Below are 19,581 nucleotides of genomic sequence, written 5' to 3' on the forward strand. Positions count from 1 at the left end.
TGGCCGTGATATTCACCGCCCGGTGGTGGCCGTGATCTTCGGCTCACGACGGCGCATCCGTGGGCGTTGGGGAGGTTCCGGCCCACTGCTGCGTGGCCTGGGAACGCTTGGCAGGGCGCTGAGCCTGGTGTGGCGTCGTTCGCTGCAACTACGTGTGGTCACGCTGACGTTGGGGCTTTCGCTCGCCGTCATCCTGGTTCTCGGTTTCGTGCTGACCAGTCAGATCACCGACCGGATTCTCGAGGTCAAGGTCAAAGCGGCCACAGAGGAGATCGAACGCGCCCGCGTCACGGTCGGCGGCATCGTCGGCGGTGAGGAGAGCCGCTCGCTGGACAGCAGCCTGCAGTTGGCGCGCAACACCTTGATCGATCGCAAGGCCGACGCCCGCGCGGATGTGGCAGGGGCGTTCGATGCCGCGCTGATCGTTCCCGGCGACGGTCCACGCGAGGCCGCGGCGGCCGGACCGGTGCAGCAGGTGCCGAAGGCGTTGCGCGACTTCGTCAAAGCCGGACAGGTCAGCTACCAGTACGCCACGGTGCAGACTGACGGGTTCTCCGGGCCGGCACTGATCGTCGGTAGCCCGGCGTCCTCGTCGGTGCCCAATCTTGAGCTGTACCTGATCTTTCCGCTGAACAACGAGGAGAGCACCATCGCGCTGGTGCGGGGCACGATGGCGACCGGCGGCGTGGTGCTGCTGGGTCTGCTGGCGGCGATCGCGCTGGTGGTGGCCCGCCAGATCGTGCAGCCGGTGCGGTCGGCCTCGCGTATCGCCGAGCGGTTCGCCGAAGGACACCTGACCGAGCGGATGCCGGTGCGCGGCGAGGACGACATGGCCCGGCTGGCGGTGTCGTTCAACGACATGGCAGAGAGCCTGTCCCGTCAGATTCAGCAGCTCGAAGAGTTCGGAAATCTGCAGCGCCGCTTCACCTCTGACGTCAGCCACGAGCTACGAACCCCGCTGACCACCGTGCGGATGGCGGCCGACCTGATCCACGACCACAGCGAGGATCTGGACCCAGCGTTGCGGCGGTCCACCGAACTGATGGTCAACGAACTGGACCGCTTCGAGACCCTGCTCGCCGACCTGCTGGAGATCTCCCGCCACGACGCCGGCGTCGCGGAGCTCTCGGTGGAGTCGGTCGATCTGCGCTCGACGGTGCAGAGCGCGCTGGACAACGTCGGGCATCTGGCCGCCGACGCGGAGGTGGAGCTCGACGTCAACATGCCCCCCGGTGAGGTGATCGCGGAGGTGGATCCGCGCCGGGTGGAACGGATCCTGCGCAATCTCATCGCCAACGCCATCGACCACGCCGAACGCAAACCGGTGCGCATCCGGATGGCCGCCGACGAGGACACGGTCGCCGTCACTGTCCGCGACTTCGGCGTCGGTCTGCGCCCCGGCGAGGAGAAGCTGGTGTTCAGCCGGTTCTGGCGATCGGACCCGTCCCGGGTGCGCCGCTCCGGCGGCACCGGCCTGGGTCTGGCCATCAGCATCGAGGACGCGCGCCTGCACCAGGGCAGGCTGGAGGCGTGGGGCGAACCGGGCAAGGGGGCCTGCTTCCGCCTGACGCTGCCGCTGGTGCGCGGTCACAAGGTGACCACGAGCCCGTTGCCGCTCAAACCCGTTGCACCGCAGCAGAAGCAGCGGCAGCGTCCCAACCGGGACCGGGAGCAAGCGGAGGAGAACGTGTGAAGCGCCTGCTGACGGTGGTGATCGTCGGTCTGGTCGTTCTGGTGTCCGGATGCGCGGGAATTCCGAATTCGTCGTCCCCGCAGGCGATCGGCACGGTCGACAAACCGGCACCACCGAACCTTCCCAAACCGGCGCCGGGGATGGACCCCGACGTGTTGTTGCGCGAATTCCTCAAAGCCACTGCCGATCCCGCGAACCGGCACCTGGCCGCCCGGCAGTTCCTCACCGAGTCGGCCTCCAGCGCATGGGACGACGCCGGTAGCGCGCTGCTGCTCGACCGGGTGGTGTTCGTCGAAACCCGTGGCTCGGACCGGGTTTCGGTGAGCATGCGAGCCGACATCCTGGGATCGCTGTCCGACATGGGAGTGTTCGAGACGGGGGAGGGGGCGCTGCCCGACCCCGGTCCCATCGAACTCGTCCAGACCCCGGGCGGCTGGCGCATCGACCGGCTGCCCAACGGCGTTTTCCTCGACTGGCAACAGTTCCAGTCGACCTACAAGCGCAACACCCTCTACTTCGTCGATCCCACCGGAACCACCGTCGTGCCCGATCCGCGCTACGTCGCGGTCTCCGATCCCGACCAGTTGGCCACCGAACTGATCTCCAAACTGGTGGCCGGTCCCCGTCCGGAGATGGCCAGGTCGGTGCGCAACCTGCTCGACGCGCCGCTGCGGATGCGCGGTCCGGTCACCCGGGCCGACGGCGGCAAGACCGGGGTGGGCCGCGGCTACGGTGGCGCCCGCATCGACCTCGAGAACCTCTCGACCACCGATCCGCACAGTCGTCAACTGCTTGCCGCCCAGATCATTTGGACCCTGTCGCGGGCCGGGGTCAGTGGCCCCTACGTGATCAACGCCGACGGTGCGCCGTTGGACGACCGGTTCGCCGACGGTTGGGAGACCTCCGATGTCGCGGCCGCCGATCCGGGGGCGGTACCCGGTGCGGCGGCCGGACTGCACGCGCTCGTGGGCGGCTCGCTCGTGGCGCTGGACGGCCAGAGCACCACCCGGGTGCCAGGGGCCTTCGGTTCGGCACCCAATCAGAAGTCAGCCGCCGTGTCGCGCAACGGTCAGGACGCCGCCTCGGTCGTCGTGCTGCCCGATGCGCCGGAGGCCACCGCCGCCTCGCTGTGGATGGGGCCGTTGGGCGGGCCCACCGCGATGGCCATCGAGGGGCGCACCCTGACGCGGCCCAGCTGGTCGTTGGATCAGGCCGTGTGGGTGGTGGTCGACGATGTCAACGTGGTGCGGGCCATCCGCGACGCGTCGGGCGTGCCGGCCCGCATTCCCGTCGACGTCGCGGCGGTGTCCACCCGCTACCCGGGCCCCATCACCGAGCTGCAACTCTCACGCGACGGCACGCGTGCGGCCATGGTGATCGGTGGGCAGGTCGTCCTGGCGGGAATCGAGCGAACCCCCGAGGGGCAGTTCTTGCTGACCTATCCGAGGCGCCTCGGCTTCGGCTTGGGCAACAGTGTGGTGTCGCTGTCGTGGCGTACCGGCGATGACATCGTGGTCAGCCGGACCGATCCGGCGCACCCGGTGTCGTACGTGAATCTCGACGGCGTGAACTCCGACGGCCCGAGCCGCAACCTGGCCACCCCGGTGGGCACCGTGGCCGCCAATCCGTCGACGGTATATGTCGCCGACCAACGCGGTGTGCTGCAACTCTCCGCGTCGGCCAGTGAGGACAATCCGGGTTGGGTCGAGGTGCGCCCGTTGATGATTGCGGGCTCGTTGCCGGTGCTACCCGGCTGAGGATCGGCGTAAAACACGTGTCATTCCCGTCGTGCGACCCGATTTAGGCTGGGGTCCGACCAAGGGGGGCGCCATGGCGGACCGACGTGACAACGCGTATCCGGCGATGACAATCGATGAGGCGGCATACATTCGGCGCCTGACGCTGCAGGCACTGGCGACACGGGGCGTCGAGGCGACGTTCGCCGCGGACGGTGCCACCGTGCGGTGTTCCGATGGGTCGGGTTACGGCCTCGACAACCTGATGCGGTCGTGTCGCAATGCGGCGCAACAGGATTGGCCCAAGGTGGTGGACAAGCATTTCGCCGACATGCTCTCCTCGCGGGACCGTCCCGGGGTCGATGACATGGACTCTTCGGAACTGCTCGCCCGGGTGCGGGCGCGGGTGCTGTCGACAGAACAGGTCGAGGAATCGCCCGGGGGAATGCTGTCGTATGGCTGGCCGATCGCCGACGGCCTGACCGAGGTGCTGTGCGTCGACCATCCCGATGTCGTCGCCTATCTCAACACCGAGCAGGTCTCCACGCGTGACGTCGCTGCGCTGCGCGCAGCGGGGCGGCGCAACACTGCCGATGAGCCGATCGAACAAGTGATCACCCGCGACGCCGACGAGGCACGCTATTTCATCCTGACCGGCGAATCGGTGTTCGTCGGCTCGAAGATCCTCGACGTCGGGGCCCTGGTGCCCGATTACCTGCCCGCCGCTCCGCACGGGGTCATCGTCGGCGCACCGTCGCGCAACCTGCTCATGGCACATCCGATAGCGGCCGCGGAATCGCTGATCACCGCGATCAACGGCATGGCTCAGCTGTGCCGAACGCTCAGCGCGGGCAATCCGGGGCCGATCAGCGGCGACCTCTACTACTGGAACGGTGACCTGCAGCGGGTCACCTCGGTGAACCCGCAGACCGGAGCCATCGCGGTGCTGGTGGACGGGGCGTTCGGTGATGTGTTCACCGCGCTGACGCGCTGAGGCCCGACGCATGCTCGACCTCTTCCTGCCGTTGGAATGCGGTGGCTGCGGGGCACCGTCGACGAGGTGGTGCGCCTCGTGCGCCGCACAACTCGCGGTCGGGGCCGACGAGCCGCACCTGTTCACCGCGCGGACCGATCCGGGAGTTCCGGTCTTCGCGCTGGGACGCCATGCCGGCGTCCGCAGACGCGTAATCGTCGCCGCCAAGGAAAAGGGGCGTACGGACCTCGTGGCGCCGCTGGCCGGAGCCCTGAACGCCGGTCTGCAACATCTGCTGACCTGGGGCATCATCGGCACTCCGGTGACAGTTGTACCGGCGCCCACCCGGCGTGCCGCGGCGCGGCGTCGTGGTGGCGACCCGGTCGGCCGGATCGCGACGTCGGCGGTGGTCGGTCTGCCCGGAGTGCGCGTCGTGCCGGCGCTTCGCCTGCGACCGTGGGTGCGAGATTCGGTGGGTCTGTCCGGTGCCGCGCGTCAGCGCAACATCGCCGGCCGGGTCCGTCTCATCAGGCCTGTCACCGGCGAGGTGGTACTTGTCGACGACATCGTCACCACCGGGGCGACAGCGGCCGAATCGGTGCGGATGCTCATGCGGGCGGGGGCGGAAGTGTCCGCTGTGCTGGCGATTTCGCATGCCTGACGTGCGGCTGGTTTCGCCGGGATCAAACCCACATGAAGAACTGAAAACACGTATTTGAAATTGGTGGCACGAGTGGGTGAACACGGACTACCGTCGGCAGCAACCACCCGTGAATCACTCACGGCGGCGCTGACAGAAGTCCGGCGCCACTTCGCCGCTTAACGGTAGGAGGTGAGTACCCGACACCTTGCGCCGATGGGCGGAGCAAATTTCCGGCCCATCGCCACGATTCGTTGAGAAGCAGGGCACGCATGAAGCGTGTGACAACTGAGAGAAACGAGTTGCCGAGTATGTCAACCCATACCCCGGATACAAGCGCCACCATGGTGGTCGACCCCGACGAGCAGGTCGGCGAAACCACCCCGGAGCCGAATGCAGAGGTCGTGGTCAAGGGTCGAAACGTAGAAGTTCCAGAGCATTTCCGTATCTACGTCTCGGAGAAGTTGTCGCGCCTGGAGCGGTTCGACCGCACCATCTACCTGTTCGACGTCGAACTCGACCACGAACGCAACCGCCGTCAACGTAAGAACTGCCAGCACGTCGAGATCACGGCCCGCGGCCGTGGACCGGTGGTGCGCGGCGAGGCCTGCGCCGACAGTTTCTACGCCGCCCTGGAGGCAGCGGCCGGCAAACTCGAGAGCAGGCTGCGTAAGAGCAAGGACCGCCGCAAGATCCACTATGGAGACAAGACACCGGTCTCACTGGCCGAGGCCACGGCACACGAGACGCTGTTCGATGAGCAATCCTCGTCGACGGCTGACATCCCGTCGCCGGAGAGTCTCGATGACCATGAGCCGGGCCGGATCGTGCGGACCAAAGAGCACCCGGCGAAGCCGATGACCGTCGATGACGCCCTCTACGAGATGGAGCTGGTCGGCCACGATTTCTTCCTGTTCCACGACAAGGAGAGCGACCGGCCGTCGGTGGTCTACCGCCGCCACGCCTACGACTACGGGCTGATCCGCCTGGCGTAGCGCTTCCGAATACACACGACGAAACGAAATCGCACCTCGGAGCGTTCCGGGGTGCGATTTCGTGTCTTCGCGCCAGCAGAACCAGCGACTTCGACCGGTCACCTACGATGGACGTCAACTAAGCCCGAACGATCCCACCCATGGGATCCATCGAACCCACAGGGGAAATAGCGTGCTGTCGAAGTTGCTCCGTCTCGGTGAAGGCCGCATGGTCAAGCGCCTCAAGAAGGTGGCCGACTATGTCGACACCTTGTCCGACGACATGGAGAAGCTCTCGGACGCCGAGCTGCGTGCCAAGACCGACGAGTTCAAGCGGCGACTGGCCGACGACAAAAACCCGGAAGACCTCGACGACCTGCTGCCCGAGGCGTTCGCGGTGGCCCGCGAAGCCGCCTGGCGGGTGCTGTCGCAGAAGCACTTCGAGGTCCAGGTCATGGGCGGCGCGGCCCTGCACTTCGGCAACGTGGCGGAGATGAAGACCGGTGAGGGCAAGACCCTGACCGCGGTGCTGCCCGCCTACCTCAACGCGCTGGGCGGCAAGGGTGTGCACGTCGTCACGGTGAACGACTACCTGGCCAAGCGCGACAGCGAGTGGATGGGCCGCGTCCACCGGTTCCTCGGCCTCGAGGTCGGTGTCATTCTTTCGGGCTTGACCCCGGAGGAACGCAGGACGGCGTACCACGCGGACATCACCTACGGCACCAACAACGAGTTCGGCTTCGACTACCTGCGCGACAACATGGCGCACTCGGTCGAGGACATGGTGCAGCGTGGCCACAACTTCGCGATCGTGGACGAGGTCGACTCGATCCTGATCGACGAGGCCCGTACCCCGTTGATCATCTCGGGCCCCGCCGACGGCGCCTCCAACTGGTACAGCGAGTTCGCCCGGCTGGCCCCGCTGATGGAGAAGGACGTCCACTACGAGGTCGACATCCGCAAGCGCACCATCGGCGTGCACGAGCTGGGTGTGGAGTTCGTCGAGGATCAGCTGGGCATCGAGAACCTCTACGAGGCGGCCAACTCACCACTGGTCAGCTACCTGAACAACGCCATCAAGGCCAAGGAGCTGTTCCAGCGCGACAAGGACTACATCGTCCGCGACGGCGAGGTGCTCATCGTCGACGAGTTCACCGGTCGTGTGCTGCTGGGCCGCCGCTACAACGAGGGCATGCACCAGGCCATCGAGGCCAAGGAACACGTCGAGATCAAGGCCGAGAACCAGACGCTGGCCACGATCACGCTGCAGAACTACTTCCGCCTCTACAACAAGCTGTCCGGTATGACCGGTACGGCCGAGACCGAGGCCGCCGAGCTGCACGAGATCTACAAGCTGGGCGTGGTGCCGATCCCGACCAACAGGCCGATGGTTCGTGCCGACCAGTCCGACCTGATCTACAAGACCGAGGAAGCCAAGTACATCGCCGTCGTCGACGATGTCGCCGAGCGCTACGAAAAGGGTCAGCCGGTGCTGATCGGTACGACCAGCGTCGAGCGGTCGGAGTATCTGTCGCGGCAGTTCACCAAGCGCAAGATTCCGCACAACGTGCTCAACGCGAAGTACCACGAGCAGGAGGCGAACATCATCGCCGAGGCCGGCCGCCTCGGCGCGATCACCGTCGCGACCAACATGGCAGGTCGCGGTACCGACATCGTGCTCGGCGGCAACGCCGACTTCCTGGCCGACAAGAGGCTGCGGGAAAAGGGCCTCGATCCGGTGGAGACGCCCGAGGATTACGAGGCCGCCTGGGACGACACGCTCACCGCCATCAAGGCGGAGGCCAGCAAGGAAGCCGAGAAGGTCGTCGAGGCCGGTGGGCTCTACGTGCTCGGCACCGAACGGCACGAGTCGCGCCGCATCGACAACCAGCTGCGCGGCCGCTCGGGTCGCCAGGGTGACCCCGGCGAGTCCCGGTTCTACCTGTCGCTGGGTGACGAGTTGATGCGACGGTTCAACGGCGCGACGCTCGAATCGCTGCTCACCAGGCTCAACCTGCCCGACGACGTGCCCATCGAGGCCAAGATGGTGACCCGCGCCATCAAGAGCGCCCAGACGCAGGTCGAGCAGCAGAACTTCGAGGTCCGCAAGAACGTCCTCAAGTACGACGAGGTGATGAACCAGCAGCGCAAGGTCATCTACAAGGAGCGGCGGATGATCCTGGAGGGCGAGAACCTCCAGGAGCAGGCCCACGACATGCTCGTCGACGTGATCACGGCCTACGTCGACGGCGCCACGGCCGAGGGCTATGCCGAGGACTGGGACCTGGCCAAGCTGTGGGACGCGCTCAAGACGCTGTACCCGGTGGGTATCGATCACAACGATCTGGTGGATACCGACGCAGTCGGCGAGCCGGGCGAGCTGACCCGCGAGGAGCTGCTCGACGCGCTCGTCAAGGATGCCGAACGCGCCTATGCCGAGCGGGAGAAGCAGCTCGAGGAGATCGCCGGTGAGGGCGCCATGCGCCAGCTGGAACGCAACGTGCTGCTCAACGTGATCGACCGCAAGTGGCGCGAGCACCTCTACGAGATGGACTACCTCAAGGAAGGCATCGGCCTGCGGGCGATGGCGCAGCGCGATCCGTTGGTGGAGTACCAGCGCGAGGGCTACGACATGTTCGTCGCCATGCTCGACGGCCTCAAAGAGGAGTCGGTCGGCTTCCTGTTCAACGTCCAGGTCGAGGCCGCACCGGCCGCCCCCAGCGCTCAAGTCGCGCCGGTGGCCGCGCCCAGTGGGCTGGCCGAGTTCGCCGCGGCTGCCGCGGCGAAGGCCGGCGAGTCCACGGCCGCCGACCCGGAGTCGGGCGCGGTGGCCACCAAGGAGCGTCCGGCGCCGGCGCCGGCGTTGCGCGCCAAGGGAATCGACAACGAGGCGCCGCCACTGACCTACACCGGGCCGTCCGAGGACGGCAACGCCGAGGTGCAGCGCTCCGGCAGCGCGGCTCGGCATTCCGCGTCGTCAGGTGGAACCCGGCGCGAGCGTCGCGAAGCCGCCCGCAAGCAGGCCAAGACCGGCAGGCCGTCGAAGTCGCACCGCAAGAACTAACCCAGCTGCAAAGCGGTGAGTTGCCAACGGCCACCGCGCAATTCGATGCGTCCGGCAATGGCGCGCACGCGCGCCCCACGGGTGTAGGTGGCGAACAGCTCGGCAGCCCCGGAGGGGGCCGCCGAGCGTAGCCCGACCCGGCGCAGGCTCGCGGTGGTCGGGTGGCGGCACTTGGCGGCGGCGACGACAGCGTCCAGCAGCAGTTGGCTCATCAGTGATCTCAGCTGGGCCGGAGGCCTGCGCCGGTCGACGACCTCGAGGACCCGCCGCAGTGCCATGTCGGCGAATTGCGCGGCGCCGGGCTGCAATTGCGGTTCCGGGTCATGGCTGACCAACCGCAGCCGGCGGTGCCCGTGCCCGTGCCCGTGCCCGTGCAGCACGGTCGGCGCCGGGCACGTCACCGGAGGCGCCAGCACCACCGGGTCGCGCATCGATCCCAGTGGAAGCGCTGGTGGTTCGCAGTCGATGACCGGTGCGGTCAGCGGTGGACGCCGGGAACGCGCAGGGGCGGATTGAGCAGTGAGTCTCGGGGTGGGCACAGGCAACCTCCAGCGGTCGGCATCAGGGACGACATCTGCTGGAGAGGTGCAGACCTACCCATGATCGCATGGGTTCGGCGTGCCGGAAGCACGGATCATCGGGGACCCGGTGTCGCCCGATAACGTGGCGTTGACGCGTGCACACCTCGGGCACTGACCAGGGGGACAGATGGTTCAGCCCAGCATCGATTGGCCGGCCGAGCCGCTGCGCTCGCTGATATGGACGCTCCAGGCGTGGGTGATCACCGTCGTGGTGTTCCTTGCGGTGGCGCTGCTCATCGCGAGGTTCACCCGCTGGGGACAACAGTTCTGGCGCGTCAACGGACCGTTCTTCCGCGGCCGGGGCAGCTGGCGCACCTGGGCGCTGCTCGCTTTCATCCTGTGGCACACCGTCTACTCGGCGCGGGTGGTGGTGATCTTCACCTATCAGTACGCGGATCTGATGAATTCGGTGCAGGCCGGTGCGGAGGCGCTGGCCACCCACGACCCCGACAAACTGGACGCCGCGCGCCAGGCGTTCATGACGTCGTTCGCGATCAGCGGGGTCCTGGTGGCGCTCACGGTGATCTACACGGTGGTCGACCTGTTCCTGCGCCGGGTCTTCTCGATCCACTGGCGCATCTGGCTCAACACCCGCCTGGTCGACGACTGGATGACCGGTGACGCGTTCTACCGCAACCGTTTCCTGGATCCGCCGTTGGAGAACCCTGATCAGCGCATCCAGACCGATGTCGAGACCGTCACCACCAAGTCGGTCGACATGAGCGTCGGTGCGATCAACAAGTCACTGTTGATCGTCATGTTCACCGGGGTGTTGTGGCAACTGTCGGGACCGTTGCAGTTGGGCAGCTGGGTGATTCCGCGGGCGATGGTGTTCGTGGCGTTCGTCTTCTCGATCACGGTGACTGTCATCGCTTTCTGGATCGGCCGGCCGTTGGTGCGGCTGAACTTCCTCAACGAACGGTTCAGCGCCAGCTTCCGGTACGCGTTGGTGCGGTTGCGCGACAGCGCCGAGCGCGTGGCCTTCTACCGGGGTTCCGAGCGCGAACGGGGGCTGCTGCATTTCCGGTTCGCCGAGATCATCGCCAACATGTGGCGGATCGTGTTCGCGCAACTGCGGCTCAATGGCTGGAACCGTGGCGTCGGCGACGTGACGACCGGCATGATTCCCTACATCGTGCAGGCACCCCGGTTCTTCGCCGGGCAGATCACTCTGGGTGGTCTGCTGCAGACCGTCGCGGCGTTCGGAAATGTCTGTGCCGCAATGGCGTTCTTCAGGGACAGCTATGACGAGTTCACCGTGTTCCGGGCCGCCCTGATGCGCATCGACCAGATGCTCGAGGGTGACCACCGGGCACGGCAGTTGCCCAGGATCGCCGTCGGGCCCACAGCGGGTTCGCTGGCGTTGTCGCAGGTGCAGGTCGGCGACCTGCGCGGGCGCCCGCTGATCATGGACCTCACCATGGTGTTGAACCCGGGGGACAGCGTGGTGGTGAAGGGCCCGTCGGGGTGCGGCAAAACCACCCTGCTCCGCAGCCTGGCCGAATTATGGCCACGGACAGCGGGACTCGTGGAGTACCCGGCGGGATGGGCGACGCTGTTTTTGCCCCAGTTGCCGTATCTGCCACTGGGTGATCTGCGGGCAGCGGTGGTGTATCCGCTTCCGATAGCGGAGGTGAGCGACAGCGAACTCCGCGACACGTTGCGTGCGGTGGCACTCGGGCACTTGACGGAACGGCTGGACGAAGAAGCCGACTGGGCGTCGGTGCTCTCGTTCGGCGAACAACAGCGGGTCTCGATCGCGCGGGTGCTGCTGGTGCGCCCACGGGTGGTGTTCCTCGACGAGTCGACCTCGGCGCTGGACGAGGGACTCGAAGACGCGATGTATGGGTTGGTGCGGGAACGGTTACCCGAATGCGTGGTGGTCAGCGTGGGGCACCGCTCCACGGTCGATCGTCATCACCGGTCCCGGTTGAGCCTGGACGGCGATGGGAGTTGGGAGCTCTCGGCGATCTCGGCCTGAATGCCGGGCGGCTGCGGCGTGAAATTGACGCGCGCCAGCACCCGTGATGCGCGGTGGTCGAAAGGCCGGTTAACGTGACGGGGTCGAGCGGACCTAGAAGGGGAGGTTGGCGCCGCATGGTGAGCAGGCTGTCGGCGTCCGACGCAGCGTTCTATCACTTGGAGAACACCGCTACGCCCATGTACGTCGGATCGTTGTCGATCCTGCGGAAGCCGCGTGCCGGCTTGAGCTACGAGACCCTGCTGGAGACCGTCGAGCACCGCTTGCCGCAGATCCCGCGTTACCGCCAGAAGGTGCGTGAGGTGACTCTGGGCCTGGCCCGGCCGGTGTGGGTGGACGACCGGGATTTCGACATCACCTACCACATCCGCCGGTCGGCGCTGCCGTCACCGGGGAGCGACGCGCAGCTGCACGACCTGATCGCCAGGCTGGGTTCGAGGCCGTTGGACCGGACCCGCCCGCTGTGGGAGATGTACCTGGTCGAAGGGCTGACCAAGAACCGCATCGCGATTTACACCAAGACGCACCAGGCCCTGGTCAACGGAATGACCGCCCTCGAGATCGGGCATGTCATCGTCGACCGTTCGCAGAAGCCGCCGGAGTTCGGCGAGGACATCTGGATCCCGGCCCGCGAGCCCAGCGACCGGCAGTTGGTGCTCGGAGCCATCGGCGAGTGGATCACCCGGCCGACCAGCCAGCTGGCTGCCTTGCGGGACACGGTGACCGAGGTGGCGACCAGTGCCAGCGAACTGGCCGCGGTGGGCCGGCGGGTGGCGGACGTGGCGCGCACGGTGGCGCGTGGCACCGCCCCGAGCAGCCCGCTGAACACGACGGTCTCGCGCAACCGGCGGTTCTCGGTGGCCCAGCATCGGTTGGAGGACTACCGGCTGGTGCGGGCCCGCTACAACTGCGACATCAACGACGTCGTCCTGGCCGTGGTGGCCGGCACGCTGCGCAACTGGTTGCTGTCGCGCGGTGAGCCGGTGACCCCGACGACGACGGTGCGCGCCATGGCGCCGATGTCGGTGTATCCGGACGCCGAACTGGACTCCTCTGGGCCGGGCCAGGCCATCAGCGAGGTGTCGCCGTTCCTGGTCGATCTCCCGGTCGGCGAGGGCAACCCGGTGGTGCGGCTCTCGCAGATCGCCCATGCCACCGAATCGCATTCCGCGGCGGCCAGCCTGGTCGACGCGCGCACCATCGTGACCCTGTCCGGGTTCGGGCCTCCGACGTTGCACGCCATGGGTATTCGCGTGGCGACGGGCTTCTCGGCGCGGCTGTTCAACTTGCTGATCACCAACGTGCCCGGGGCCCAGAAACAGATGTACATCGCGGGCACCAAGTTGCTGGAGACCTATGCGGTGCCGCCGCTGCTGCAGAACCAGGTGCTGGCAATCGGGGTCACCTCGTACGACGGCATGTTGTACTTCGGGATCAACGCCGACCGGGACGCGATGAGCGACGTCGAAGTCCTTCCGAGCCTGCTCCGCGAATCTCTCGATGAACTGCTCGAGGCTGCCAAGTAACCCTGGCAAAACCGCTCGACGTGTTTGACCTGAGCTGCAATTCGCGATCTGATGAATTGATCATGCCAGCCGAGATACAAAAAAATGGATCCGACAAGCAGACGCAAGAAGTCAAGAAAGCAACGCAGAAGGCGCTGAAGTCGCCGACCGGCGATGTCGTGCCGCACCCTGTCCTCGATGTGCCGGTCGAGCAGAAGGCGTACACCCGGCGCGCCGGTGTGGACTGGATCGTTTTCGGGGTCACCGCTCTGATCGCCGTGGCATTTCTGGTCTGGGGGTTCGTCAGCACCGAATCTCTCGCCACCGCCTCGTCCAATGCCCTCAGTTGGGTGATGGCCGATGTCGGTTGGCTGTTCGTCCTCACCGCATCGGGTTTCGTGGTGTTCGTGATCTGGCTGGCGATGAGCCGGTACGGCAACATCCCGCTGGGGCGTGACGACGACGAGCCCGAGTTCCGCACCACGTCCTGGGTCGCCATGATGTTCAGCGCCGGTATGGGGATCGGCCTGATGTTCTTCGGGGTGTCCGAACCGCTGTCGCACTTCGCCTCACCGCCGCCGGGAACCGGGGGACCGGGCAATCCCCGGGCAGCCGAGACCGCGATGGCCACCACGATGTTCCACTGGACATTGCATCCGTGGGCCATCTACGCCGTCGTCGGGCTGACCATCGCCTACGGGGTGTACCGCAAGGGCAGGCTGCAGCTCATCTCGGCAGCGTTCGAGCCATTGCTGGGCAAACGGGCCAACGGGCCGTGGGGCAAGGTGATCGACATGCTGGCGATCTTCGCCACGCTGTTCGGATCGGCCGCCTCGCTCGGTCTCGGTGCCCTGCAGATCCGCAGCGGCCTGCACATCGTCGCCGGGGTAGGCGAGACCGGCAACGCCATCCTGATCGGCATCATCACGATCCTCACCGTCGCGTTCGTGTTGTCGGCGGTGTCGGGCGTCGCGCGCGGCATCCAGTGGTTGTCCAACATCAACATGGTGCTGGCGCTGGCGATGGCGCTGTTCATCTTCGTGGTCGGCCCGACGATGTTCATGCTGAACATGATTCCGACGTCCATCGGCAGTTACGTCGGCGATCTCGCCCAGATGGCCGCCCGCACCGGTGCCGAAGGCGAGGCCGTCAGTACCTGGCTGCAGAGCTGGACCATCTTCTATTGGGCGTGGTGGATCTCCTGGACCCCCTTCGTCGGGATGTTCATCGCCCGGATCTCGCGCGGCCGCACCATCCGGCAATTCGTCACGGGCGTGCTGTTGGTGCCCAGCGTGGTGTCGGTGATCTGGTTCTGTGTGTTCGGCGGCGCCGCCATCTTCGAACAGCAGAACGGTGTGGACCTGGCCGGGATGGGCAGCCAGGAACGGCAGCTGTTCAGTTTGCTCGGCGAGTATCCGATCGCGACGGTCACCAGTGTGGTCGTGATGCTGCTGGTCGCCATCTTCTTCGTATCTGGTGCCGACGCCGCGTCGATCGTGATGGGTTCGCTGTCCGAGCGCGGCACCATCAAACCGACCCGGCCGACGGTCATCTTCTGGGGCGTCGCCACGGGTGCGGTGGCCGCGGTGATGCTGCTGGTCGGCGGAGCGGATGCGCTGAACGGCCTGCAGTCGATCACCATCGTGGTCGCGGTCCCGTTCGTGCTGGTGATGATCGGCCTCGCGGTGTCACTGGTGCGGGATCTGCGCAGCGACCCGATGGTGGTGCGCCGCGAGTACGCGCTGGAGGCGGTCAACGATGCTGTGGTCGCCGGTGTGACCCAGCACGGCGACGACTTCGTGATTTCCGTGGAGAAGGACCCGCAAGCCGAAGACAAAACGGCCGAAGACAAAAAGGACGCTGTGGACGGCTAGTGTCGCGGTGTGCGCGTCTACATTCCGACGACTCTGGTCGCCTTGCAGCAGCTTGTCGCCGACCGTCACCTGCTCGTCGTGAATGGAACCGCCTTCGCGGTCACCCCGACGTTGCGGGAGGCCTACGCCGAGGGCGACGACGACGAACTCGCCGAGGTGGCGTTGCGTGAGGCCGCGCTCGCCTCGCTGCGGTTGCTCGCCGCCGGTGCGGATTCGACGTCGGATTCGGGTCTGCCACCGCGCCGGGCCGTGGTGGTGGCCGACACCGGGGCGGATGTCGAGGTGACCGCTCGCCCCGACCTCGACGACGCCGTCGTGCGGTTGCGCGGGCCGTTGCCCATCGACGCCGTCGTCGCGGTGTACGTCGACAATGCCGACGCGGAGCCGGCGGTGCTGGCGGCCGTCGAGGTCATCGACGATGCCGATCTGGGGGACGAGGACGCCGAACTCACGGTCGGGGACGCCCAGGATCACGACCTCGCGTGGTACGCCCCGCAGGAGTTGCCGTTTCTGCTCGAACTGCTCTGACCGACGAGGCAAGGAATTGTGATGCGCGCATTCGGGCTGTTGGCGGTGCTGGCCGTGGTCTTGGCGAGTACGGCGTGCTCGGATGGCGGCGGTGACACGCCGGGAGGCTCGACCGAGCCGGCCGCCCCGGCGGAGTCACGGCAGCCTCCGACGCCGCCGGGCCCGGGCAACAACATGACCACGACCGACTTCCGGAACGTGAAAATCTTTGACGGCCACAGCGATCGGTTGTCGGCACCGTCGAACGTGCGGGTCAAGGGCAACCGGATCGAGCGGATCTCCGCCGAGCCGCTGCCGCCCGATCCGGCCGCCACGGTCATCGACGGCGGTGGTCGGACGTTGATGCCGGGCCTGATCGACAACCACTGGCACACGATGTTCGTGCGTCCCTCACCCGCGCTGATGATGTCTGCGGATCCCGGTTACATCAACCTGATTGCCGGAGACGAGGCCGGCGACACCCTGATGCGCGGTTTCACCACCGTGCGCGATCTCGGTGGGCCCAGCTTCGGTCTCAAGCGGGCCATCGACGAGGGCGTGATCGACGGGCCGCGCATCTTCCCGTCGGGCGCGATGATCACCGTCACCAGTGGCCACGGCGATTTCCGCACCGGCCACGATCTTCCGCGCAGTCCCGGCGGGCCGCCGTCGCAGCAGGAGGCGCTGGGGGCGAGTGCGGTCGCCGACAGCCCCGACGAGGTGCGGATGCGCACGCGTGAGCAGCTGTTCCAGGGTGCCTCGCAGATCAAACTGACCGCAGGCGGCGGGGTGTCGTCGCCGCACAGTCCGCTCGACGTGGTGGCGTTCACCGAACCGGAACTGCGTGCCGCGACCGAGGCGGCCACCAACTGGGGCACCTACGTCACGGTGCACGCCTACACCCCGGCGACCATCACACAGGCCATCCGCGCGGGCGTGCGAGTCATCGAACATGCGCACCTGATGGACGACGCCACCGCGAAAGTGATGGCCGACAAGGACATCTGGTTGAGCACACAACCCATCCCGGCCGAGATGATCGGCGCATTCCCGCCCGGCTCCGACGAGGCCGCGAAGGCCAAGGAGATCGTCGACGGCGTCGACAACGTCTACCAGCTGGCCCGCAAATACAACATCAAGACGGCGTTCGGCACCGACATCCTCTTCTCGCCGCAACTGGCTCCCAGGCAAGGGGCACTGCTGGCGGGCCTGGGCAAGTGGTTCACGCCGGCGGAGGTGCTGGCGATGGCCACCGGAACCAATGCCGAGTTGTTGGCTCTGTCGGGCAAGCGCAGTCCCTACGCCGGAAAACTGGGTGTGGTCGAAGAGGGCGCCCTGGCAGATCTGCTGCTGGTCGACGGTGACCCGCTTGCGCATCTGGACCTGATCGCGGATCCCGCACGCAACTTCAAAGTGATCATGAAGGACGGGAAAACATACAAGAACGCGCTGGTGCAGTGACTGTGACGACTACCGTAGGACTGGCTACGAGCGGGTAACCTACGGTACCGTAGGTTCATGGCCAAGAACTCCATCAAGGTCTCGGCCAATGTGGCCGATACGGTCCGTCCCACGATTGCCGACGCCGCGCGGCGTCCCGCCTGGAATGCGCTCCGTCGCATCGTCGGCCAGGTGACCACTCCGCTGCTGCCCGACGATTACCTCAAGCTGGCCAACCCGCTGTGGTCGGCGCGGGAGTTGCGCGGCCGGGTGGTCGAAGTGCGGCGGGAAACCGCTGATTCCGCGACCCTGGTGATCAAACCGGGCTGGGGATTCTCATTCGACTACGAACCGGGCCAGTACGTCGGCATCGGTGTGCTGATCGACGGCCGGTGGCGGTGGCGATCGTATTCACTCACCTCGACGCCGGAGAAGACTCCAACCGGGCTGGGCGCACGGACCATCGCGATCACGGTCAAGGCGATGCCCGAAGGGTTCCTGTCGACTCACCTGGTCGACGGGCTGCGGCCGGGAACCGTCGTCCGGTTGGCCGCGCCGCAGGGCAACTTCGTCATGCCCGCCCCGGCGCCGGCGACGGTGTTGTTCGTGACGGCGGGCTCTGGGATCACCCCGGTGATGTCGATGCTGCGCACCTTGGTGCGCCGCGACCAGATCACCGACATCGTGCACGTGCATTCCGCGCCGACGGAATCCGACGTGCTGTTCGGCCAGGAGCTGGCGGCGCTGCACGATGCGCATCCCGGCTACCGGCTGCTGTTGCGCAGCACCCGCAGCGAAGGCAGGCTTGACCTGGCCCAGATCGGTGACGTGGTCCCCGATTGGCGTGAACGTCAAGCGTGGGCGTGCGGGCCGGAAGGCATGCTCAACGACGCCGAACAGGTGTGGGCGGCGGCCGGTATCGCCGACAGCCTGCACCTGGAGCGCTTCGCAGTGTCGCGCGCGGCTCCGCATGGGGCCGGGGGAACGGTGACATTCGAACGCAGCGGCAAGGAGGTCACTGTCGACGGTGCCACGCCGTTGATGGATGCGGGCGAGCAGGTGGGCATCCAGATGCCGTTCGGCTGCCGGATGGGAATCTGCCAGTCGTGCGTGGTGGGTCTGGTCGACGGGCATGTGCGCGATCTGCGCACCGGAGCCGAGCACGAACCGGGCACCCGGATCCAGACCTGCGTTTCGGCGGCCTCTGGCGACTGTGTTCTGGACGTTTAGTCTTTACTGGCTAGTAACCTACGGAATCGTAGGTTACGCTACCGTAGGTAAGCGAGAGGAGGCCGACGATGGCAGTTACTGACGTTCCCGCATTTACGCATCTTACGGATGCCGACATCGAGAACCTGGGCATAGAACTCGATGCGATCCGCCAGGACATCGAAGACTCCCGTGGAGAGCGCGATGCGCGCTACATCCGCCGCACCATCGCTGCCCAGCGTGCCCTTGAGCTGACCGGGCGACTGCTGTTGGCGGCGAGTTCGCGGCGATCGGCGTGGTGGGCAGGCACCGCGACACTGGGCGTGGCCAAGATCATCGAGAACATGGAGATCGGCCACAACGTCATGCACGGTCAGTGGGACTGGATGAACGATCCCGAGATTCACTCCTCGTCGTGGGAGTGGGACATGAGCGGGGCGTCCAAGCACTGGCGGTTCACCCACAACTTCATGCACCACAAGTACACGAACATCCTCGGCATGGACGACGACGTGGGCTACGGCGTCATCCGCGTCACCCGGGATGCCAAGTGGAAGCCGTTCAACCTGTACGGCAATCTGCTGTTCAACACCCTTCTCGCGATCGGCTTCGAGTGGGGCGTCGGGCTGCAGCACCTGGAGCTCGGCAAGATCTTCAAGGGCCGCGACAACCGCAACGCCACGCTCGAGCGGGTTCGCGAGTTCGGCGTCAAGGCCGGCAATCAGCTGGCCAAGGACTATGTCGTGTGGCCCGCGCTGACTTCGCTGTCGCCCGGTGCGACCTTCACGTCCACCTTGAAGGCCAATGCAGTGGCCAACGTCATCCGCAACGTGTGGGCCAACGCGGTGATCTTCTGCGGCCACTTCCCTGATGGCGCAGAGAAATTCACCAAGACCGACATGGTCGGCGAGAGCCGCGGCCAGTGGTACCTGCGCCAGATGCTGGGCAGCGCCAACTTCGACAACGGCCCGGCGCTGCGCTTCATGAGCGGCAACCTGTGCCACCAGATCGAGCACCACCTGTTCCCGGATCTGCCGAGCAATCGGTACGCCGAGATCGCGATCCGCGTGAGGGCGCTGTGCGACAAGTACGACCTGCCCTACACCACGGGACCGTTCCTGGTGCAGTACGGCAAGACCTGGCGCACCATCGCCAAACTGTCGCTGCCGGACCGGTTCCTGAAGGACACGGCCGACAATGCCCCGGAGACCCGCAGCGAGCGGATGTTCACCGAGCTCGAAGGCTACGGCGTCACCGATCCCGATACCGGACGCCGTCGTGGTCTGAAGTCGGCGATCGCGGCTGTGCGGGGCTGGCGCCGCCGCTGATTCCGTCGATTCCAAGCATTTGCCCCACGCACTCCCAGGTCCCTGGCAGCCGTCGCTCATATCCTTTGGCTCGTGA

14 protein-coding genes are annotated in these 19,581 nt (G+C 66.5%); 13 read left to right on the top strand and 1 reads right to left on the bottom strand.

The annotated features are described in order from the left end of the window. Window positions 1-31 precede the first annotated feature (31 nt). The 6 genes from mtrB to secA all read left to right on the top strand — a co-directional run bounded on the left by mtrB (window position 32) and on the right by secA (window position 9,080). Window positions 32-1,693, top strand: coding sequence for an MtrAB system histidine kinase MtrB (mtrB, locus tag H977_RS0107510; RefSeq protein ID WP_029107282.1), 1,662 nt, complete (start codon window positions 32-34; stop codon window positions 1,691-1,693). Next, entirely contained in the window at window positions 1,690-3,450 is a 1,761-nt protein-coding gene (gene lpqB / locus H977_RS0107515) for an MtrAB system accessory lipoprotein LpqB (RefSeq protein WP_029107283.1), read from the top strand. Before mtrB ends, lpqB begins: the two co-directional genes overlap by 4 nt. 73 nt (window positions 3,451-3,523) lie before the next feature. Continuing rightward, window positions 3,524-4,423, top strand: coding sequence for a hypothetical protein (locus tag H977_RS0107520; RefSeq protein ID WP_029107284.1), 900 nt, complete (start codon window positions 3,524-3,526; stop codon window positions 4,421-4,423). A 10-nt stretch (window positions 4,424-4,433) separates the two neighbouring features. After that, window positions 4,434-5,063, top strand: coding sequence for a ComF family protein (locus H977_RS0107525; RefSeq protein ID WP_029107285.1), 630 nt, complete (start codon window positions 4,434-4,436; stop codon window positions 5,061-5,063). A 323-nt stretch (window positions 5,064-5,386) separates the two neighbouring features. Next, on the top strand, window positions 5,387-6,037 hold the full coding sequence (gene hpf, locus H977_RS0107530) for a ribosome hibernation-promoting factor, HPF/YfiA family (protein ID WP_196808186.1): 651 nt from the start codon (window positions 5,387-5,389) through the stop codon (window positions 6,035-6,037). Between the two features lie 172 nt (window positions 6,038-6,209). After that, the gene (gene secA, locus H977_RS0107535) at window positions 6,210-9,080 is read left to right on the top strand and encodes a preprotein translocase subunit SecA (RefSeq protein ID WP_029107287.1); all 2,871 of its coding nucleotides are present in this window, start codon (window positions 6,210-6,212) and stop codon (window positions 9,078-9,080) included. Here the strand turns inward: secA and H977_RS0107540 are convergent. After that, entirely contained in the window at window positions 9,077-9,511 is a 435-nt protein-coding gene (locus tag H977_RS0107540; RefSeq protein WP_231395895.1) for an Rv3235 family protein, read from the bottom strand. The two genes, secA and H977_RS0107540, sit on opposite strands and share 4 nt — an antisense overlap. A gap of 277 nt (window positions 9,512-9,788) precedes the next feature. On the opposite strand from H977_RS0107540, the gene H977_RS0107545 reads away from it, so the two are divergent. From H977_RS0107545 to H977_RS0107575, 7 genes are all read left to right on the top strand, one after another. Beyond that, window positions 9,789-11,642, top strand: coding sequence for an ABC transporter ATP-binding protein/permease (locus H977_RS0107545; RefSeq protein WP_029107289.1), 1,854 nt, complete (start codon window positions 9,789-9,791; stop codon window positions 11,640-11,642). Window positions 11,643-11,758: 116 nt separating this feature from the next. Beyond that, a complete protein-coding gene (locus H977_RS0107550) occupies window positions 11,759-13,168 on the top strand; it encodes a WS/DGAT/MGAT family O-acyltransferase (protein WP_029107290.1) in 1,410 nt (469 codons plus the stop codon). A gap of 62 nt (window positions 13,169-13,230) precedes the next feature. Next, window positions 13,231-15,021: a BCCT family transporter gene (locus H977_RS0107555; protein ID WP_029107291.1), complete on the top strand. Its 1,791-nt coding sequence runs from the start codon at window positions 13,231-13,233 to the stop codon at window positions 15,019-15,021. A gap of 9 nt (window positions 15,022-15,030) precedes the next feature. Beyond that, window positions 15,031-15,549, top strand: coding sequence for a DUF6912 family protein (locus H977_RS0107560; protein WP_029107292.1), 519 nt, complete (start codon window positions 15,031-15,033; stop codon window positions 15,547-15,549). A gap of 21 nt (window positions 15,550-15,570) precedes the next feature. Next, window positions 15,571-16,989 (top strand): metal-dependent hydrolase family protein, encoded by a 1,419-nt coding sequence (locus H977_RS0107565; protein WP_051288710.1) that lies wholly within the window; start codon window positions 15,571-15,573, stop codon window positions 16,987-16,989. A gap of 57 nt (window positions 16,990-17,046) precedes the next feature. Next, window positions 17,047-18,198, top strand: coding sequence for a ferredoxin reductase (locus H977_RS0107570; RefSeq protein WP_029107294.1), 1,152 nt, complete (start codon window positions 17,047-17,049; stop codon window positions 18,196-18,198). 68 nt (window positions 18,199-18,266) lie between these two features. Further along, window positions 18,267-19,505 carry a fatty acid desaturase family protein gene (locus H977_RS0107575; RefSeq protein ID WP_029107295.1) on the top strand — a complete coding sequence of 413 codons (1,239 nt, stop codon included), beginning with the start codon at window positions 18,267-18,269 and terminating at the stop codon, window positions 19,503-19,505. Window positions 19,506-19,581: the final 76 nt, after the last annotated feature.

The sequence above is a fragment of the Mycobacterium sp. URHD0025 genome, from assembly GCF_000426065.1.
Lineage (GTDB): Bacteria > Actinomycetota > Actinomycetes > Mycobacteriales > Mycobacteriaceae > Mycobacterium.